Source organism: Streptomyces sp. NPDC004732, from assembly GCF_040609235.1.
Classification (GTDB): Bacteria; Actinomycetota; Actinomycetes; order Streptomycetales; family Streptomycetaceae; genus Streptomyces.
This window is the reverse complement of record NZ_JBEXJR010000003.1, coordinates 709,872-729,135: the sequence shown is the minus strand read 5'-3', so window position 1 is coordinate 729,135 and position 19,264 is coordinate 709,872. Positions and strand designations below refer to the sequence as shown.

Genomic DNA, 19,264 nt, shown 5'->3' with positions numbered 1-19,264 from the left:
ACATGTGCGGCATCGCAGGGACATACCTATGGCCGGACGGGAAGGCCGTGACCGACCGGCTCACCGACGTCCTGGCCCACCGCGGTCCGGACGCGGCGGGCCGGTACGGCCACCCCGTCGGTGACGGCGAGGTGCAGCTCGGGCACCGCCGCCTCTCCATCATCGACCTGACCGAGACCGGCGCCCAGCCGATGGTCTCGGACGGCCTCTCCCTCACCTACAACGGCGAGTTGTACAACGCGCCCGAACTCCGCGCCGAACTGGCGGGCGCCGGGGTGCGCTTCCGCGGCACCTCCGACACCGAGGTGCTCCTCAAGGCCTGGCGGCGCTGGGGCACGGACTGTCTGCCCCGGCTGCGCGGCATGTTCGCGTTCGCCGTCTTCGACGAGCGCACCGGCGAACTGGTGCTCGTCCGCGACCAGCTCGGCATCAAGCCGCTGTTCCTGCTCAGACGCGGCGGGGGCCTGGTGTTCGCCTCCGAACTGAAGGCGCTCGCCGCCGTCACCGGCGGATCGCTGGAGGTGGACCAGGCGGCGCTGGTGGCCTCGCTGCTCTACTACTGGGTGCCGGACTCGCGCTGCGCGTACCGCGAGGCGGAGAAGCTGCCGCCGGGCAGCTGGCTCAGGGTCCGGCCCGACGGCCGGGTGGAGCGCGGCAGGTTCTGGAACCTGAAGGACGTCGCCGCCGAGGGCCAGGAGCGGGCCCGCAGGGGCGAGCTGCCGGACCTGGCCGCCGTCGTCGAGGAGTCGACGAAGCAGCACCTGCTCTCCGACGTGCCCGTGGCGACCTTCCTCTCCGGCGGTCTCGACTCCAGCTACCTGACCGCGCTTGCGGCCCGCCACCAGCCGTGCATCTCCGCCTACACCATCGGATTCCGCGCCGAGGACGCCAAGTTCGAGGCGATGCCGGACGACCTGCGCTACGCCCGGCAGGTCGCCCGGCGGTTCGGCGTCGACCTGCACGAGATCGAGATCGCGCCGAACGTGCTGGACCTGCTGCCGCAGATGACGCACTCCCTGGACGAGCCGATCGGCGACCCCGCCGCGATCAACACGTATCTGATCTGCACCGCCGCCCGGGAGGCCGGGGTGAAGGTGATGCTCTCCGGGATGGGCGCCGACGAGCTGTTCGCCGGGTACCGCAAGCACCTCGCCAACAAGATCGCGCTGCGCTACCAGCGCGTCCCACGGCCGCTGCGGCGCGGGGTGTACGCGGCCGTGGACCGGCTGCCGGTCGCCACGGCCCGCCGCGGGTACCGGTCGGTGCGGTTCGCGAAGCGGTTCCTCTCCTTCGCCGAACTGCCGGAGGAGACCGCGTTCCGGCGCAGCTACACCATGTACGACCAGGACGAGCTGCTCGCCCTGGTCAATCCGGACCTCGCCGGGACGGTCGACGACGTGCTGACCGAGCACGCGGACATCTACGCGGACAACGAACTCGACGACTTCGTCAACCGCATGTGCCTCGGCGACTCCCGGATGTTCCTGCCGGGCCTCAACCTCACCTACACGGACCGCTCCAGCATGGCCGCGTCGACCGAGGTCCGGGTGCCGTACGTGGACGTCGAGGTGGTCAAGGCGGCGTTCGCGTTCCCCGGCGCCCGCAAGATCGCCGGGCGGCAGGGCAAGGCCGTCCTCAAGGAGGCGGCCACCTCGATCCTGCCCAAGGAGATCGTCTATCGGCCCAAGGGCCTGTTCAGCGCCCCGCTGCGGGCCTGGATGAGCCGGGACCTCGCGCCGCTGGTGCGCGAGGTGATCAACGAAGGCGAGCTCGTCAAGTCCGGTTTCCTGCGCCGTGACGCGCTTAGGCGGATGGTCGCCGAGGACGCCAGTGGGCAGCAGGACTTCTCCAAGCATCTCTGGCATGTGCTGACCCTCGAGTACTGGTACCGCGCTGCCGTGTCCAAGCAGTCCAAGGAGTTCGTGTGAAGCAAGTGGTGCAGAACTACAAGAGCGGCGAGCTGGCGCTGCTCGACGTGCCCGTGCCGGGCTGCAAGCCGGACGGTGTGCTGGTGCGGAGCGCCTACTCGCTGATCTCCACCGGAACCGAGCTCATGAAGGTGTCAGAGGCCGGGATGTCGATGGTGGGCAAGGCCCGCTCCCGCCCCGACCAGGTGGCCAAGGTCATGCAGAGCGTGGCCACCAACGGGGTACCCGCCACGTACCGCAAGGTGATGGGCAAGCTCGACTCCTACACGCCGCTCGGCTATTCGCTGTGCGGGGTGGTCGAGCAGGTCGGCGCCGGGATCGACGACGTGAAGGTCGGCGACCTGGTGGCCTGCGCGGGCAACGAACACGCGTTGCACGCCGAGCTGAACTGGGTGCCGAAGAACCTCTACACCCCGGTACCGGAAGGCCTCGCGCCGCGGCACGCGGCCTTCGGCACCGTCGGGTCGATCGCGATGCAGGGCGTCCGCCAGGGCGAGCCGCAGCTCGGCGAGGTGGCGCTGGTGATCGGCCTCGGGCTGATCGGCCAGCTGGTGGTGCAGCTCCTCACCGCCGCGGGGGTCCGCGTCGTCGGGGCCGACCCCGACCCGGCGCGCTGCGAGCTCGCCGCCCGCCTCGGCGCCGCGGCCTGCGGCGATCCCGCGTCCGCGGCCGTGGAGGCCGCCGTCGTCGAACTCACCGCCGGGCACGGAGTGGACCAGGTGTATCTGGCCGCGGGCGGCGGCAGCAACCAGCCCGTCGAGCTGGCCGCCCACCTGAGCCGGGACCGCGGCCGGGTCGTCGACATCGGCAAGTGCCGCCTGGACCTGCCGTGGAACGCGTACTACGAGAAGGAGCTCGACGTCCGGTTCTCCCGTTCGTACGGCCCCGGGCGCTACGACCCGGCGTACGAACTCGAAGGGCGGGACTATCCGATCGGCTACGTGCGCTGGACCGAGCGCCGCAACCTGGCGTGCTTCCTCGACCTCGTCGCCCGCGGCAGCGTCGACGTGGAGCCCCTGATCTCCCACATCGCCGACTTCGACGACGCCGTCGCGACGTACCAGCGCCTGAAGGACGGCGACCTCAAGGCCGTCGCCGTGCTGTTCCGCTACCCCGAACACACGCAAGAGGCGCAGGAAGCGGCGGCCCCGGCGGTGGCCGTGCCCGCGGTGAAGCTGCGCAGCAGCTCCGTGCCCGCATCCGCCCGCGCCCTCAAGTCGCCGGTGCGGCTCGCGTTCGTCGGCGCGGGCAACTACGCCACGTCCATGCTGCTGCCGCACCTGACGGAGCGCGACGGTGTCAAGCTGGCGACCGTCGTCACCACGACGGCGCTCTCCGCGGCCAACGCGAAGCGCAAGTTCGGCTTCGACGAGGCGACCACCGACCTCGACGCCGTGCTCGGCGACAAGTCCATCGACGCGGTCTTCGTGGTCACCCGGCACAGCTCGCACGCCGAACTGACCAAGAAGGCCCTGCACGCGGGCAAGGCCGTGTTCGTGGAGAAGCCCCTGGCCCTCGGCGAGGACGAGCTGGCCGGTGTCCTCGAAGCGGTGGAGGAGTCCGGCAACGACCGGCTCCAGGTGGGCTTCAACCGCCGGTTCGCACCGCTGCTGCAGGAGGCCAGGAAGCGCTTCGGCGCCCGCACGGGACCGGCCAGCGTCCGCTACCTGATCAACGCGGGCCGGCTCCAGCACGGCAGCTGGTACCTCCAGCAGGGCAGCGAGGGCACGCGGTTCGCCGGTGAGGGCGGGCACTTCATCGACACGGTGAGCTGGCTGCTCGGGGCCGACCCGATATCGGTGTACGCGCTCGCCACGCCCGGCAACGAGGACCTCCAGGTCGTGCTGAGCTACCCGGGCGGGTCCACCGCCACCATCAGCTACGTGACCTCGGGACCGGCCAGCCTCCCCAAGGAGACGCTGGACCTGGTCGCGGACGGCAAGGCGCTGCGGCTCGACGACTTCGTCCGCGCCTCGGTGTTCCTCGACGGCACGGCAGGCCGCAAGCGGTGGGTCAGCTCGCGGCTCCCCAAGGCCAGGGACAAGGGCCAGGAGGCCGAACTGGCCGCGTTCATCAGGGCCGTGCGGACCGGCGGGCCGATGCCGGTGCCGCTGGAGTCGCTGGTCGCCACCACGGCGGCCACCCTCGCCGTGCAGGCCGGTCTGGCCGCCGGTGCGCCGGTGACGCTGGCGGGGGCGCGATGACCGTGAGCTCGGGAGGTCCAGGCTGGTACCTGCGGCGGCTGTCCCGGATGGGGCCGCGGGAGGTCGGCGGCCGCGTCAGTGACGCGGTGCGCAGGCGGCGGTGGCGGTCGGCGCCGCCCGCCTGCCCGCGCCCGGCCGACCCCCGGTTCACCTCGGTACTGCCCGCGGGGGCGCTCGCCGCCGTGCCACCGGAGGCCGCGAAACGGCTCGTCGCCGAGGCGGACCGGCTGATGGCAGGGCACGTCACGTACTTCGGCGTGGACCGCGACGACCTGGCCGACCCGGACTGGTGGTACGACCCCAAGACCGAGCGCCGCGCCCCGTGGGGCTACGCCTTCGACGTGCCGTACCGCAACGAGGACGCGGTCGGCGACATCAAGCAGATCTGGGAGCTGTCCCGGCACCAGTACCTCACCGTGCTCGCCGCCGCCTACGCGATCACCGGGGAGGAGCGGTACGCGGAGCGCGTGGCCGAGCACCTGCGGTCGTGGTGGGCGGCGAACGCGCCGCTGCGCGGGGTGCACTGGATCAGCGGCATCGAGCTGGGGATCCGGCTGCTCTCCTGGGTGTGGATCCGCAGGCTGCTCGACGCCTGGCCGGGCGCGGCCGGGTTGTTCGAGAAGAACCCGGTGGCGATCAACCAGATCTGGCACCACCAGCGCTGGCTGGCCGCCTTCCCCAGCCGCGGGTCGTCGGCGAACAACCACATCATCGCCGAGGCCGCCGGACAGGCGGCCGCGGCCTGCGCGTTCGACTGGTTCCCCGCCTCGGCGCGCTGGCGCGACGGCGCGCTGCAGTCGCTGGAACGGCACCTGCGCAGCAACACCTTCCCCTCCGGCCTCAACCGCGAGCTGGCCACCGAGTACCACGGGCTCGTCCTGGAGCTCGGCCTGGCCGCGGTGGCCGAGGCGGATGCCGCAGGCGTGCCGGTCCCCGGGGCCACCCGCCTCGTGCTGCTGCGCATGACCGACGCGCTCGCGGCCGTCGTGGACAACCGGCTGCGGCCGCCGCGGCAGGGGGACGCCGACGACGGGCACGGACTGATCGTGGACGGTGCGGGCACCGACCGCTGGGCCTCGCTCCTCGCCACCGGCGACGCCGTGTTCGGATCCCTCCCTTGGTGGCCGGAGGCGACCGGCTCCGATGTGCGCACCCCGCTCCTCGCCGCGCTGATCCGGCCGTACGCGAAGGGGGGAGCCGCGCCGACGGTGACCCGCCCGGCCGACAGGCCCGCCCACTTCGCCGACGCGGGCATGACGATCCTGCGCGGCCCGGCGGGGATCTGGTGCCGCTGCGACGGCGGCCCGCACGGCTTCCTCTCCATCGCCGCGCACGCCCACGCGGACGCGCTGTCCGTGGAGGTCCGGCACGACGGGGTCGACGTGCTCGCCGACCCGGGGACGTTCTGCTACCACGGGCAGCCCCATTGGCGGCAGTACTTCCGCTCGACCCTCGGCCACAACACCCTGGAGCTGGACGCCGCCGACCAGTCCGTCTCCGGCGGCCCGTTCCTGTGGACCCGGCAGGCCCGCAGCCGCGTCCTGGTCGCGGACCCCGCCGCTGAAGGAGTGGCCCGCTGGTGCGCCGAGCACGACGGCTACCAGCCATCCGTGCACCGCCGCAGGGTGGAACTGACCGCCCAGAGCCAGGAGTTGCGGGTCGTCGACGAGGTGCACGGACCGCGCAGGTCCGTGCGGCTCGCGTTCCACCTCGGCCCCGCGATCACCGCGGAGCTCGTGGGGAACCGGGCCGAACTCACCTGGACCCGGGACGGCGAGGACCGCTCCGCGGTGCTCGACCTGCCGGGGCAGCTGCACTGGCGCGAACACCGCGGCGAGAGCGACCCGCCGCTCGGCTGGTACTCCGCGGGCTTCGGGCGCAAGGAACCCTCCACCACGCTGATCGGCACCGGTTTCGCCGACGGCGTGCAGGGGTTCACCACCGTACTCAGGTTCCGCGGTTAGGAGGCGACGAGTGGCGATCAAGTGGCGGCACTGGGCGCTGCCGGTGGCACCGGTGGCGCTGGCCCTGCTGGTGGTGACCGGCTGCGACAGCACGTCGAGCTCGCCGGGCACGTCGAGCGCGCGGCCGAAGTCGACCGGCGGACCGGTCACGTCCGTGGCCCGGGTGTGCGCCAAGCCATCCGCCGGGCCTGAGAAGGCACCTGCGGGCGCGGTGAAGGTCGACGCCTCGGTCGTCGGCGACCTGGTGGCGAAGACCAAGAGCAGCCCCCCGAACACCACGTTCTGGCTCGGGCCGGGCAAGCACAGGCTCGAGTCGGACCGCTACGCCCAGGTCATGCCCAAGAAGGGCGACCGCTACCTCGGCGCGCCCGGCGCGGTGTTGGACGGCAGGAAGAAGAACCAGTACGCGTTCAGCGGCACCGCCCGCAACGTCACCATCAATGGCCTGACCGTGCAGCACTTCGTCGCGCCGCACAACGAGGGCGTGGTCAACCACGACATGGCCGACGGCTGGGTGATCGAGCACGCGAAGATCCAGTACAACTCCGGCGCCGGGCTGATGGCCGGGGCCCGCCAGCAGGTACGCGACAGCTGCCTGCGCAGCAACGGCCAGTACGGGATGAACGCGTACAAGACCGGTGACTCGATCAAGGACCTGGTGGTCGAGGGCAACGAGATCGTGGGCAACAACACCGGCGACTGGGAGCGGCGGCGGTCGGGCTGCGGCTGCACCGGAGGCATCAAGTTCTGGGCCGTCAACGGCGCCGACATCCGCGGCAACTGGGTGCACGACAACCGCGGAGCCGGGCTCTGGGCGGACAACAACAACAACGACTTCCGCATCGAGGGCAACGTCCTCGAAGCCAACGACGGTGCCGCGCTGATGTACGAGACCAGCTACAACGCGGTGATCCGCAACAACACGTTCCGGCGGAACAACTGGGTCGAGGGCCGCAAGTACGCCGACCGCGGGGACGACTTCCCGTACGCGACCGTCTACGTCTCCGAGTCCGGCGGCGAACCGCGCGTCCGGGCTCGCACGGACAAGATCGAGATCTCCCGGAACGTGCTGGAGAACAACTGGAACGGGATCACCCTCTGGGAGAACGCCGACCGGTTCTGCAACAGCCCGGCCAACACCTCCACCGGCTACTGCACGCTGCTGGTGAAGGACACCGACCGCTGCAAGCGCCCGGCCATCACCAAGGAACCGCTCTACGCCGACTGCCGGTGGAAGACCCAGCGCGTCGATATCCACGACAACCGCTTCGTGCTCGACCCGTCCGTCGTCAAGTGCTCGGACGAATGCGGCCGCATGGCGGTCCTCGCCAACTACGGCACCTACCCGAAGTGGTCGCCGTACAAGGGCAAGGGCGTGTCCGAGGCGATCACCGACAAGCAGGGCAACCGCTGGCGCGACAACGACTACCGCGGCCCGTGGAACTTCGTCGCGGGCGACCAGACCCGGAAGCTCGACTCGGGGCAGTGGCAGGACACGCCGCACCGGCAGGACGCGGGCAGCACCTTCGTCCGACAGGCCGGTGACTGAGATGGACGGGGACCTGCGGTACGGCGGCCCCGGCGGGACGGACACGGCAAGTGCCCAGCCCAGCAGGGAAGTCCGGCCTGCCGGTACGCCGAAGGCCGTCGGGATCTCCTGGGCGCTGCTCGGCCTCAACACGCTGGGCTCCGCCGGAGCGAAGACCATCGTCACCCTGCCCCGCTCCCTCATCCAGATGGTCACCATGGGCGCGCTGGTCGCCGCGTTCGCGCTGGCCCTCGCCCTCAATCTCCGGCTGCGCATCCGGCCCAGCGCCTTCGTGTTCCTGCTCACCCTGCTGCTCATCCCGAGCGTGATCGCCAGCGCGAACCTGGAGGTCGGGTACGGCGCGCTGTTCCGCTGCGCCAGGCTCGCCCTCTTCGTCGGCACGCTGTGGCTGCTCAGCCGCTGGTGGGACGGGAGCATGACGTTCGTCCGCTACCACATCCGGATGTACTTCGTGGCGCTCGGGACGGTCGCCGTCGGCCTGGCCGTCTCGCCGGGCACGGCGATGCCCGAGTACTACGGCGGACGCCTCGTCGGCGCGCTGTGGCCGCTCACGCCGCCGCAGATCGGACAGTACGCCGCCGTGATCATCGGGCTCACCGTGCTGCTCGTCATCGGCCGCAGGACCACCGGGGGCAGCGCGGCGCTGGTCATCCTGCCGTCACTCTTCCTGCTCGCCCTGACCCACACCCGCACGGCCACGGTCGGCATGCTCATCGGCCTCACGCTGGCGATCGGCTCGCTCGTCCTCACCAGCGCCGCCGCCCGCCGGTTCTTCGTCTGGACGGTCGTCTTCGCCACGGTGGCCGGGGTGGTGTTCTACTCCGCGCTCCAGTCGTGGTTCCTGCGCGGCCAGAGCCAGGAGAGCTTCTCCAACCTCACCGGCCGGGCCAAGGTCTGGGACGCCCTCCTCGCCGCGCCCCGCACGGGCGGCGAGAAGTGGTTCGGCGTCGGCCTGAGCGACAAGTCGTTCGGCGGACTGCCGATCGACAACAGCTGGCTCGCCGTCTACCAAGAGCAGGGTCTGATCGGCGTCACCCTCGTGGCGGCGATCATCCTCGTCCTCGGCGGAGTCGCGCTGCTGCGGCCGCCGTCGCTGGCGAGGGCCTGCGCGATTTTCCTGATCAGTTACTGCGCGATCTCGTCGTACACCGAGGCCGGTCTGGGTGACGCCTCGCCGTACCTGCTGCATCTGGCCCTGGCCGCCGCGCTCCTCACGGCACCCGCCACGGCCACGCCCGCCCCGGCGGCCGCAGCACCCGGACGACATATCCCGCGATGGGCACGGAGGTGACTTCACACATGCACGAGATGCGCGACATGCGCGACATCCGGGTTTTAGTAGTGCACAACCGCTACTCCTCGGCGCAGCCGAGCGGGGAGAACAGGGTCGTCGACGAGGAGGTGGCGCTGCTGCGCGCGGCCGGTCACCACGTCGACCTGTTCGAGCGACGCAGCGACGACATCGCAGCCCGGTCCCTGCTCAGCAAGGCCACGTTGCCGCTGCTCGTGCCGTGGAACCCGGCGGTCCGCGGGGAGCTCACCAAGCGGCTCCGCGCCGAGCGGCCGGACGTGGTGCACATCCACAACGTCTTCCCGCTCCTGTCGCCCGCGGTGCTCGCCGCCTGCGCCGACGCCGGGGTGCCCGCCGTCGCCACGCTGCACAACTACACCCAGGTCTGCCCGCCCGGCACGCTGCACCGCGACGGCCTGCCGTGCAACGAGTGCGTCGGATCGAAGACGTCGCTGCCCGCCGTCCGGCACGGCTGCTACCGCGACTCCCGCCTCGCGACGGTGCCGCTCGCGGTCAGCCTCTCGGTCAACCGGCGGCGGTGGTGGTCCGGCGTGGAGCGGTTCTTCTGCATCTCCGCGGCGCAGCGCGACATCCTGGCGCGGTCCGGCATGCCCGCCGAACGGCTCGTGGTGAAGCACAACTTCGTGCCCGACCCGGAGGCCCGCCGCTCGGGCGACGGGGAGCACCTGCTCTATCTCGGCCGCCTCGCGGAGGCCAAAGGGATCCGGCTGCTGATGGCCGCGTGGGACGAGCTCGCCGCGGCCGGTGGGGTGGGCGTACCGCTCGTGATCGCCGGTGCCGGGCCGCTGGCGGACGAGGTGACCGCCTGGGCGGCGGGCCGGGACGACGTGCGGTACGTCGGCCTGTGGGACCCGGCGAAGTGCCGGGAGGCCGTCGCGCGTTCGATCGCCGTGGTGGCTCCCTCGATGTCCCTGGAGACGTTCGGCCTGGTGGTCGCGGAGGCGATGGCGGCCGGGGTCCCGGCCGTCGCCGCCGCGCACGGCTCCTTCGTCGAACTCGTCGAGGACGGTGTGACCGGGCTGCTGCACCGGCCGAGCGACTCCGGCTCGCTCGCGTCCTGCCTGCGGCGGGTCGCGGCCGAGCCGGGCGCCAACCGGGAGATGGGCCGGGCGGCCAGGCGCAGGTACGAGCAGGGGTTCAGCCCGGCCGTCGGCCTCGAACGCCTGGTGGAGGGGTACCGGACCGCGATCGCGGGCCGGTCCGGCGGCGGGGAGAGCCCGCCGCCGACAGGAAATGGAAGCACTGGCTCGCGGTGGGGGACACGCGCGAGCAGATATGGGGGGAACCGATGACACGATGCCGACTCTGCGGTTCGGCGACGCTGGCGAGCGTCGTCGATCTGGGGGCGACACCGCCGTGCGAGAGCTTTCTCGCCGCGGACGAGCTGGACCGACCCGAGCCCGCGTACCCGCTGCACCTGCGGGTCTGCACCGACTGCTGGCTCGCACAGATCCCTCCGCTGATCACACCGGAGGAGACGTTCACGCAGTACGCGTACTTCTCCTCCTTCTCCACCTCCTGGGTGGAGCACGCGCGCACGTTCGTCGCCGACGCCGTGGAGCGGACGGGGCTCGGCCCGGACGGCTTCGTGGTCGAGGTCGCGAGCAACGACGGGTATCTGCTGAGGCACGTGGTGGACCGCGGGATCCGCTGCCTCGGCGTCGAGCCGTCGGTGAACGTCGGCGCGGCGGCACGGGACGCGGGCGTGCCCACGCTCACCGCGTTCCTCTCCCCGGACACCGGCTCCGAGGTCCGCGCCGAACACGGCCCGGCGGACCTGGTCGTGGCCAACAACGTGTACGCGCACATCCCGGACGTCGTCGGGTTCACCCAGGGCCTGCGCGCCCTGGTCGCCGACGACGGCTGGGTCTCCATCGAGGTGCAGCACCTGCTGACCTTGATCGAGGAGAACCAGTACGACACGATCTACCACGAGCACTTCCAGTACTACACGGTCGCCTCCGCGATCCGGGCCCTCGCCAGCGGCGGACTCAGCCTCGTGGACGTCGAGTTGCTGCCCACGCACGGCGGCTCCATCCGGCTGTGGGCCCGCCCGGCCGAGGTGGCGGGCGAGCCGAGCCGCCAGGTCGCCGACGTACTGGCCCGCGAGAAGGCCGCCGGACTGCAGGAGCTGTCCGGGTACACCGAGTTCTCCGCCCGGGTGGCCAAGGTGCGCAGGGACCTCCTCAAGTTCCTGATCGAGGCGGCCGAGCGCGGCGAGACGGTCGTCGGCTACGGCGCCCCCGGCAAGGGCAACACCCTGCTCAACCACTGCGGCATCCGGCCCGACCTGCTCGCGTACACGGTCGACCGCAACCCCTACAAGCACGGCAGGTACACCCCGGGCACCCGCATCCCGATCCTGGCGCCCGAGCAGATCGCCGCGGACAGGCCGGACTACGTCCTCGTCCTGCCGTGGAACCTGCGGACCGAGCTGGTCGAGCAACTCTCCTTCGTGCACGACTGGGGCGGCCGCCTCGTCTTTCCCATCCCGGAACTGAGCATCGTCGAGGTGCCCGCGAAGGAGGTAACAGCATGAAGGTCGTTCTGTTCTGCGGCGGCTACGGGATGCGGATGCGCAGCGGCGCGGCGGACGACGTGCCCAAGCCGATGGCGATGGTCGGGCCGCGGCCGCTGATCTGGCACGTCATGCGCTACTACGCGCACTTCGGGCACAAGGAGTTCATCCTCTGCCTCGGATACGGCGCCCACCACATCAAGAACTTCTTCCTCAACTACGAGGAGACGACGTCCAACGACTTCGTCCTTCGCGGCGGGCAGACCGAGCTGCTGTCCACCGACATAGCCGACTGGACGATCACGTTCGCCCAGACCGGCATCGAGTCGCCGATCGGCGAGCGGCTCCGCCGGGTGCGCCACCACCTGGACGGCGACGAGATGTTCCTCGCCAACTACGCCGACGTGCTCACCGACGCCCCGCTGCCGGAGATGATCGACAAGTTCACGCGGCGCGACGCGGGCGCGTCGATGATGGTCGTGCCGCCGCAGTCCTCCTTCCACTGCGTGGAGCTGGGCGACGACGGCCTGGTGGGCGGCATCACCCCGGTCAGTGAGCTGCCCATGTGGGAGAACGGCGGCTACTTCGTGCTCCGCCAGGAAGTCTTCGACCACATTCCGGAGAACGGCGACCTGGTCGCCGACGGATGCGCCCAACTGGCCAAGAGCGGCCGCCTGGTGGCGCACCAGCACCGCGGCTTCTGGAAGCCGACCGACACCGTGAAGGAGCGCGCCGCGCTCGACGACGCCTACACCCGGGGCGACCGCCCGTGGGCCGTGTGGGAGCGGGACAACGCCGGGGTGAGTGCGTGATCCGGCTCGGGACAGGGTCCCTGGAACGGATCGTCGCGGTGGGCGCACACTGCGACGACATCGCCATCGGCGCGGGCGGCACCCTGCTCGCGATGTGCCTCGCACGGCCGGGCGTCCGCGTCGACGCGCTGGTGCTCTCCGGCGGCGGCAGCGAGCGGGAGGAGGAGGAGCGGGCCGCGCTCGCCGCCTTCTGCCCGCGCGCCGACCTGCACCTGACCGTCCTCAAACTGCCGGACGGCCGGATGCCCGTGCACTGGGACGAGGCCAAGGCCGCGGTCGAGGAACTGCGCGCGCGCACCGAGCCGGACCTCGTCCTCGCCCCGCGCACCGACGACGCGCACCAGGACCACCGCGGCCTGGCGCAGCTGATCCCCACCGCGTTCCGCGACCACCTCGTACTCGGCTACGAGATCGTCAAGTGGGACGGCGACCTCGGCCGCCCGGTGGCGTACCAGCCGCTGTCGCCGGAGATCGCCGAAGAGAAGGTGCGCCTCCTCCAGGAGCACTACCCCTCACAGCGGCACCGGCCCTGGTACGACCGGGAGGCCTTCCTCGGCCTCGCCCGGATCCGCGGAATCGAATGCCACGCGCGCTACGCCGAGGCGTTCGCCGTCACCAAACTCACTCTCGACCTGGGGGATTGAACCTTGCGCGTACTGCTCACCGGACACCAGGGCTACCTGGGCACCGTGATGGCCCCGGTGCTCACGGCCGCCGGACACGAAGTCGTCGGCCTGGACTCCGGCCTGTTCGCCGACTGCGTCCTCGGCCCCCGGCCCGCCGACCCGCCGGGACCGCGGGTCGACCTGCGCGACGTCACGGCCGAACACGTGGCCGGGATCGACGCCGTGATCCACCTGGCCGCGCTCTCCAACGACCCCCTGGGAGCGCTGGCGCCGGACCTCACCTACGACATCAACCACCACGCCTCCGTCCACCTGGCCCGGCTGGCCCGCGACGCCGGAGTGCAACGCTTCCTGTACGCGTCCACCTGCTCGGTCTACGGCGCCGCGGGCGGCGGCGAGCTGGTGGCCGAGGACGCCCCGCTGCGTCCTGTGACGCCGTACGCGGAGTCCAAGGTGCGGGTCGAGGACGACCTGCACGAGCTGGCCGACGGCGACTTCAGCCCCGTGTACATGCGCAACGCCACCGCCTTCGGCTACTCGCCCCGGCTGCGCGCCGACATCGTGCTGAACAACCTGGTGGGCCACGCCCTCCTGTCCGGCCAGGTGCTCGTCCTCTCCGACGGCACGCCCTGGCGCCCGCTGGTGCACGCCGTCGACATCGCACGGGCCTTCACCGCAGCGCTGGCCGCGCCCCACGACGCGGTGCACGACCGGGCGTTCAACATCGGCAGCGAGACCAACAACGTCACGGTCGCCGAGATCGCCGAGCAGGTCGCCGAGGCGGTGACCGGCGCGGAGGTGGTGATCACCGGGGAGACCGGCGCCGACCCGCGGTCCTACCGGGTGGACTTCTCCCGGTTCCGCGCCGCGATCCCCGGCTTCGAATGCGAGTGGACCGTCAAGCGGGGTGCGCTGGAACTCGCCGACGCCTACCGGAAGCACGGGCTGACCCGGGAGGACTTCGAGCAGCGCTTCACCCGCCTCGCCGTGCTGCGCGCGGCGTCCGAGGCGGGCACCGTCGACGAGACCCTGCGGTGGCGCCGATGACCGAGGCAGGTCGGCAGATGCACGAGCTGGTGGAGCGGCTGTACCCGCTGTGCCGGAGCATCACGGGCGACGGGGTGCGCGCCACCCTGAAGATCGTCGATGAGTACGTCCCGTTGCGGATGCACGAGGTGGAGACCGGGACGCAGGTGCTCGACTGGACGGTGCCGCAGGAGTGGAACATCCGCGACGCCTACATCGCCGACCAGGCGGGCAACCGCGTCGTCGACTTCGCCGCGTCCAGCCTGCACGTGCTCGGGTACAGCGTGCCGGTGGCGACGACCATGCCCCTGGCCGAACTCCGCGCCCACCTGCACACCCTGCCCGACCATCCGACCTGGGTCCCGTACCGCACCAGCTACTACAAGCCGGAGTGGGGGTTCTGCCTGGCCCAGGAGACCCTGGACGCGCTGCCGGACGGCGACTACGAGGTGCGCGTCGACTCCACACTCGCCGACGGCCACCTCACCTACGCCGAGCACGTGGTCCCCGGGCAGGTCCCCGATGAGGTGATCGTCTCCTGCCACGTCTGCCACCCGTCGCTGGCCAACGACAACCTGGCCGGTATCGCCGTGGCGACGTTCCTGGCCAGGGAGCTGGCGGAGCGGACGCCGTACTACACCTACCGGTTCATCTTCGCGCCGGGCACCATCGGGGCGATCACCTGGCTGGCCCGCAACGCGGAGCGGATCGAACAGGTGCAGCACGGGCTCGTGCTGGCCTGCGCGGGCGACTCGGGCAACCTGACGTACAAGCAGAGCAGGCGCGGCGACGCGGAGATCGACCGGGTCCTCCGGCACGTCCTCACCGCATCCGAACGCCCGCACACCGTCAACGAGTTCACGCCGTACGGCTACGACGAGCGGCAGTACTGCTCGCCCGGGTTCGACCTCGGCGTGGGCTCGCTCAGCCGGACCCCGTACGCGGGCTATCCCGAGTACCACACGTCGGCGGACAATCCGGACTTCGTCTCTCCGGAGGCGATGGCGGACACGCTCGCCGTCTGCCGCGAGGCGTTCGCCGTCCTCGACCGCAACCGGAGGTATGTGAACCTCAGCCCTTATGGCGAACCGCAGTTGGGCAGGCGCGGGCTGTACGACGCGCTCGGCGGCCGCAGCGACACCAAGGAGGCCCAGATGGCCATGCTCTGGGTGCTCAACCTCTCCGACGGCGAGCACAGTCTGCTGGACGTCGCCGAGCGGTCGGGGCTGCCGTTCGACACCGTCGCCGTCGCGGCCGACGCCCTGCACGGCGCAGGGCTGCTCAAGGCATGACGCCGATGACCACCGAGGGGGAGAAGACGACAGCGGCCGGACCCGCCGGGCCGAGCGCCCGGCGGGCCATCGCCGGGCGGCTGTCCTGGGGCCTCGCCGACCAGGCGGCCTCCAGCATGAGCAACTTCGCTGTGGGGGTCTACGTGGCCCGCTCGCTGGGGGTGACCGCCTTCGGCGTGTTCAGCCTGGCCTGGGTGACCTACGGCGTGGTGCTCAACGTCTCCCGCGGCCTTGCCACCGACCCGCTGATGGTGCGCTTCAGCGGCGTGCCGGAGGACTCCTGGCGGGCGGCCGTGGCCCGGGCGTCGGGCACCGCGCTCGGCGCCGGTGCCGTCCTCGGCGTGGCGTCCCTGGTGGCCGGTCTCGCTCTCGGCGGCCGCATGGGGCCCGCGTTCGCCTGCCTCGGGGTCGTCCTGCCGGGGCTGCTCCTCCAGGACGCATGGCGGTTCGCGTTCTTCGCCGCGGGCACCGGGCGCAAGGCGTTCGTCAACGACCTGGTGTGGGGCGTCGCGCTCGTCCCCGCCCTGGTCGTGGCGGCGCACGTGGGCAGCGTGGCCGCCTTCGTCCTCGCCTGGGGCGGGTCCGCCGGGGTGGCCGCGGTGTACGGCTGCTTCCAGTCCGGCATCCGGCCCCGGCTGAGCGGTGCGCGCGCCTGGCTTCGCACGCACCGCGACCTCGGCACCCGGTACCTGGTCGAGAACGTCAGCAACAGTGGCGCGAGCCAACTGCGGGCATACGGGCTCGGCGCGATCGTCGGGGTCGGCGCGGTCGGCGTGATCCGGGGCGCCGAACTCCTGCTCGGCCCGTTCATGGCCGTGCTGATGGGGCTCTCCCTGGTCACCGTCGCGGAGGCGGCACGGGTGCTGCGCAGGGCCCCGCACCGCCTCGGCACGTTCTGTCTCATGCTGGGCGGCGGACAGGCCGCCGCCGCGCTGCTCTGGGGCGGGGCGCTGCTCCTGGTGCCGGACCGGGCCGGTGAGCTCGTGCTCGGCGACGTCTGGAGCGCCGCCTCCGAGCTCATCGTGCCGGTCACCCTCGGCGTCGTGGGGGCGGGCCTCGGCACCGGCGCGGCGGCAGGACTGCGCGCGCTCGGCGCGGCTCGGCGCAGCCTGCGCAGCCAACTGATCGCCTCCGCCTGCTATGTCGCGGGCGGGCTCGGCGGGGCGGCCGCGGGCGGCACGGTCGGCTCGGCCTGGGGCGTCGCCGCCGCGACCGTCTGCGGCTCTGCCGTGTGGTGGCTGTACCTGCGGGCGGCCCTGCGCGAGCACCACCAGAACACCCTTCGTGAAGTGAGGACGTCATGACGGCAACCCAGGGCAACCCCCGGCTGAGCATCGGCCTGCCCGTGTACAACGGCGAGGAGTACCTCGCCGAGGCGTTGGACGCCCTGCTCGGCCAGACCTACGAGGACTTCGAGCTGGTCATCTCCGACAACGCATCGACCGACACGACCGAGGACATCTGCCGCAAGTACGCGGCGCAGGACCCGCGCATCCGGTACATCCGGCTGACCAGGAACATCGGCGCCGCACCAAACCACAACTACGTGTTCACCGAGTGCCGCGGCGAACTCTTCAAGTGGGCCTCGCACGACGACCTGTACGCCCGCACCCTGCTCGAGCGCTGCGTGGACGCGCTGGACGAGCGGCCGCACGTGATCCTCGCCCACGCCGACCAGGCGGTCATCGACGGCGAAGGCCAGGTGAAGGTCCCCTACGAGTACACGCTCGCCACCGACTCGCCGCACGCGCCCGAACGCTTCCGCAGCATGCTCTTCGAGCCCGGCGGCGACGACTTCTACGGGGTCATGCGGGCCGACGTGCTGCGCCGGGTGAAACCGCACGACAGCTACCACCACGCGGACCGCACGTTCGTCGCCGAGATCGGTCTGCACGGGCCCTTCCACCAGGTGCCGGAGCTGCTGTACTTCCGCCGCGACCACCCCACCCGCGCCGAGCGCGCCAACCCGTCCAAGCGCTCCCGGTGCGTCAACCTGGACCCGCGCCGGGCGGGCCCGCTGCACCCGACGCCCCGGCTGCTCGCCGAGTACGTCCTGGGTTTCGTCGCGGCGATCCGGCGGGCGCCGCTGTCCGCGGCCGACCGGCGCGCGTGCTACGGGCACCTGGCCGCCTGGATGACCAGCCGGGCCCGCCCCGGCGCGGGCGAGCGGGTCGAGGACCGCGCCCCGGTCGACCCCGCCAAGCTCACCGTCTCGCTCGACGACATCGTCGCGGGCCGTGAGGGGAGGCGGGGATGACTCCCGCACGCGTCGGGGTGTTCGGCCTGCTCGGCTCCGGCAACCTCGGCAACGACGGGTCGCTGGAGGCCGTGCTCGGCTACCTCCGCGCCGAGCACCCGGAGGCGGCCGTGGACGCGCTGTGCGGCGGACCCGAGGTCGTCGCCGCCCGGTACAGGATCCCCGCGACCCGGCTGCACTGGAACCGCGGGGAGTACCGGACCGCATCCCGTGCGCGCTCGATCGCGGCGAAGGGCCTGGGCAAACTCGTCGACGTCGCCCGGACCGCCGCCTGGGTGCGTCGGCACGACGTGGTGATCGTGCCGGGCATGGGCGTCCTGGAGGCCACGCTGCCGCTGCGGCCGTGGGGCTTCCCGTACTCGCTCTTCCTGCTCTGCGCGAGCGGCCGCCTGTTCGGCACCCGGGTCGCGCTGGTCGGCGTCGGCGCCGCCCCGATCGCCGACCGGCCGACCCGGGCCCTGGTCCGCTGGTCGGCTCGGCTCGCCACGTACCGCTCGTACCGGGACACCCTGTCCCGCGACGCCATGCGGACGATGGGCGTGGACACCGCGCGCGACGAGGTCTACCCGGACCTCGCGTTCGCCCTGCCCACACCCCCGGCGAGTGCCGCATCGGACCCGCCTGGCCAAGTCTGCGTCGGCGTCATGGACTTCCACGGGGGCAACGACGACCGCGCCCGCGCCGAGGAGATCCACCGGCGCTACCTCGAAGGGACGACCCGGTTCGTCCGCGCACTGGTCGAGGACGGCAGGCCGGTCCGGCTGCTGACCGGCGACGCGTGCGATGCCGTGGTGGTCGCCGCGATCCTCGACGTGGTGGACTCGCCGCTGGTCACCGCGGCGGAGACGGAGTCGCTCGCCGACCTGATGAAGGAGATGGCAGCCGCCGACACCGTGGTGGCGACCAGGTACCACAACCTGGTCTGCGCGCTGAAGGCCGGGACGCCGACGCTCGCCCTCAGCTATGCGGCCAAGAGCGACGCGCTCATGGAGCGGATGGGCCTCGGCGCGTACTGCCACTCGGCCCGCGAGGTCGACGCCGACCGGCTCCTCGAACAGTTCCGGGCGCTGGAGAAGCAGTCCGCGGAGCTGCGGCGGACCCTCACCGAGCGGAACCAAGTCGCCGCCCGGCAACTCGCCGACCAATTCGCCGAGTTGACCAGAACCCTGTTCCCGAAGACCGACCACACCCACGCCCACGCCCTGCGGGAGACCCCTTGAAAGCGACCGAAGTCCCGGAGATCGACGGCGCGTACCTGTTCGAGCCGACGCCCTACGGCGACGAACGCGGCTTCTTCTGCCGCACCTTCGACGCCGACGTGGTCCGCTCGGTGGGCATCGACCCGAACGCCTTCGTCCAGGACAGCCTGTCCCGCTCCGCCCGGGGCGTCCTGCGCGGCATGCACCTGCGCTCCGGCGACGGCGAGGCCAAGCTGGTGCGGTGCTCGTACGGAAAGGTCTTCGACGTGGTCGTGGACCTGCGGAAGGACTCGCCGACGTACCGCAACCGCGCCTTCTTCGAGCTGTCCGGCGAGACGCAGCTGACCCTGTACATCCCCGCGGGGTGCGCACACGGCTTCCAGGCGCTGACCGATACCGCCGACACCTCGTACCGGATCGACCGCCCGCACGATCCGGCCGAGGACGTGACGATCGCCTTCGACGACCCGGAGCTCGCCATTCCGTGGCCGCTGCCTGCCGCGTCGGTGTCCCAGCGGGACCGGGAGGCGCCGAGCCTCGCCGAGGTCCTGAAGCAACAGGAGAGTTGAGGCCGACA

General features: G+C 71.8%; 15 protein-coding genes. All 15 read left to right on the top strand.

Annotated elements, in window-relative coordinates; genetic code table 11:
- The first annotated feature begins 2 nt into the window (after positions 1-2).
- From asnB to rfbC, 15 genes are read left to right on the top strand one after another with little or no spacing between them, the layout of a single operon-like run.
- Entirely contained in the window at positions 3-1,928 is a 1,926-nt protein-coding gene (gene asnB / locus ABZV77_RS12425) for an asparagine synthase (glutamine-hydrolyzing) (RefSeq protein ID WP_356254216.1), read from the top strand.
- Entirely contained in the window at positions 1,925-4,132 is a 2,208-nt protein-coding gene (locus ABZV77_RS12420) for a bi-domain-containing oxidoreductase (protein WP_356254213.1), read from the top strand. The genes asnB and ABZV77_RS12420 overlap by 4 nt, the downstream gene beginning before the upstream one ends.
- Positions 4,129-6,096: an alginate lyase family protein gene (locus tag ABZV77_RS12415; RefSeq protein WP_356254210.1), complete on the top strand. Its 1,968-nt coding sequence runs from the start codon at positions 4,129-4,131 to the stop codon at positions 6,094-6,096. Before ABZV77_RS12420 ends, ABZV77_RS12415 begins: the two co-directional genes overlap by 4 nt.
- A 10-nt stretch (positions 6,097-6,106) precedes the next feature.
- Positions 6,107-7,645 (top strand): right-handed parallel beta-helix repeat-containing protein, encoded by a 1,539-nt coding sequence (locus tag ABZV77_RS12410; RefSeq protein WP_356254207.1) that lies wholly within the window; start codon positions 6,107-6,109, stop codon positions 7,643-7,645.
- A 1-nt stretch (position 7,646) separates the two neighbouring features.
- Positions 7,647-8,936 (top strand): O-antigen ligase domain-containing protein, encoded by a 1,290-nt coding sequence (locus tag ABZV77_RS12405; RefSeq protein WP_356254330.1) that lies wholly within the window; start codon positions 7,647-7,649, stop codon positions 8,934-8,936.
- 35 nt (positions 8,937-8,971) lie between these two features.
- Positions 8,972-10,249, top strand: coding sequence for a glycosyltransferase (locus ABZV77_RS12400; protein ID WP_356254328.1), 1,278 nt, complete (start codon positions 8,972-8,974; stop codon positions 10,247-10,249).
- On the top strand, positions 10,246-11,496 hold the full coding sequence (locus tag ABZV77_RS12395; RefSeq protein WP_356254205.1) for a class I SAM-dependent methyltransferase: 1,251 nt from the start codon (positions 10,246-10,248) through the stop codon (positions 11,494-11,496). Before ABZV77_RS12400 ends, ABZV77_RS12395 begins: the two co-directional genes overlap by 4 nt.
- Positions 11,493-12,287 carry a glucose-1-phosphate cytidylyltransferase gene (locus ABZV77_RS12390; protein WP_356254202.1) on the top strand — a complete coding sequence of 265 codons (795 nt, stop codon included), beginning with the start codon at positions 11,493-11,495 and terminating at the stop codon, positions 12,285-12,287. The genes ABZV77_RS12395 and ABZV77_RS12390 overlap by 4 nt, the downstream gene beginning before the upstream one ends.
- Positions 12,284-12,931 carry a PIG-L deacetylase family protein gene (locus ABZV77_RS12385; RefSeq protein WP_356254199.1) on the top strand — a complete coding sequence of 216 codons (648 nt, stop codon included), beginning with the start codon at positions 12,284-12,286 and terminating at the stop codon, positions 12,929-12,931. Before ABZV77_RS12390 ends, ABZV77_RS12385 begins: the two co-directional genes overlap by 4 nt.
- A gap of 3 nt (positions 12,932-12,934) precedes the next feature.
- On the top strand, positions 12,935-13,960 hold the full coding sequence (locus tag ABZV77_RS12380) for an SDR family oxidoreductase (RefSeq protein ID WP_356254196.1): 1,026 nt from the start codon (positions 12,935-12,937) through the stop codon (positions 13,958-13,960).
- Positions 13,957-15,231 (top strand): DUF4910 domain-containing protein, encoded by a 1,275-nt coding sequence (locus ABZV77_RS12375; protein WP_356254194.1) that lies wholly within the window; start codon positions 13,957-13,959, stop codon positions 15,229-15,231. The genes ABZV77_RS12380 and ABZV77_RS12375 overlap by 4 nt, the downstream gene beginning before the upstream one ends.
- On the top strand, positions 15,228-16,535 hold the full coding sequence (locus ABZV77_RS12370; RefSeq protein ID WP_356254192.1) for a hypothetical protein: 1,308 nt from the start codon (positions 15,228-15,230) through the stop codon (positions 16,533-16,535). Before ABZV77_RS12375 ends, ABZV77_RS12370 begins: the two co-directional genes overlap by 4 nt.
- Positions 16,532-17,488 (top strand): glycosyltransferase family 2 protein, encoded by a 957-nt coding sequence (locus ABZV77_RS12365; protein WP_356254189.1) that lies wholly within the window; start codon positions 16,532-16,534, stop codon positions 17,486-17,488. Before ABZV77_RS12370 ends, ABZV77_RS12365 begins: the two co-directional genes overlap by 4 nt.
- Positions 17,485-18,708, top strand: a complete 1,224-nt coding sequence (locus tag ABZV77_RS12360; RefSeq protein WP_356254186.1) for a polysaccharide pyruvyl transferase family protein — start codon at positions 17,485-17,487, stop codon at positions 18,706-18,708. Before ABZV77_RS12365 ends, ABZV77_RS12360 begins: the two co-directional genes overlap by 4 nt.
- A complete protein-coding gene (gene rfbC / locus ABZV77_RS12355; protein WP_356254184.1) occupies positions 18,705-19,256 on the top strand; it encodes a dTDP-4-dehydrorhamnose 3,5-epimerase in 552 nt (183 codons plus the stop codon). Before ABZV77_RS12360 ends, rfbC begins: the two co-directional genes overlap by 4 nt.
- The last annotated feature ends 8 nt before the right edge of the window (positions 19,257-19,264 follow it).

What these genes read in the sequence shown, in the direction of transcription:
- ABZV77_RS12370 (WP_356254192.1), top strand. Translation starts at nt 15,228, where the DNA reads ATGACGCCGATGACCACCGAGGGGGAGAAGACGACAGCGGCCGGACCC.
- ABZV77_RS12405 (WP_356254330.1), top strand. Translation starts at nt 7,647, where the DNA reads ATGGACGGGGACCTGCGGTACGGCGGCCCCGGCGGGACGGACACGGCA.
- ABZV77_RS12360 (WP_356254186.1), top strand. Translation starts at nt 17,485, where the DNA reads ATGACTCCCGCACGCGTCGGGGTGTTCGGCCTGCTCGGCTCCGGCAAC.
- ABZV77_RS12395 (WP_356254205.1), top strand. Translation starts at nt 10,246, where the DNA reads ATGACACGATGCCGACTCTGCGGTTCGGCGACGCTGGCGAGCGTCGTC.
- ABZV77_RS12390 (WP_356254202.1), top strand. Translation starts at nt 11,493, where the DNA reads ATGAAGGTCGTTCTGTTCTGCGGCGGCTACGGGATGCGGATGCGCAGC.
- ABZV77_RS12415 (WP_356254210.1), top strand. Translation starts at nt 4,129, where the DNA reads ATGACCGTGAGCTCGGGAGGTCCAGGCTGGTACCTGCGGCGGCTGTCC.
- asnB (WP_356254216.1), top strand. Translation starts at nt 3, where the DNA reads ATGTGCGGCATCGCAGGGACATACCTATGGCCGGACGGGAAGGCCGTG.
- ABZV77_RS12375 (WP_356254194.1), top strand. Translation starts at nt 13,957, where the DNA reads ATGACCGAGGCAGGTCGGCAGATGCACGAGCTGGTGGAGCGGCTGTAC.
- ABZV77_RS12365 (WP_356254189.1), top strand. Translation starts at nt 16,532, where the DNA reads ATGACGGCAACCCAGGGCAACCCCCGGCTGAGCATCGGCCTGCCCGTG.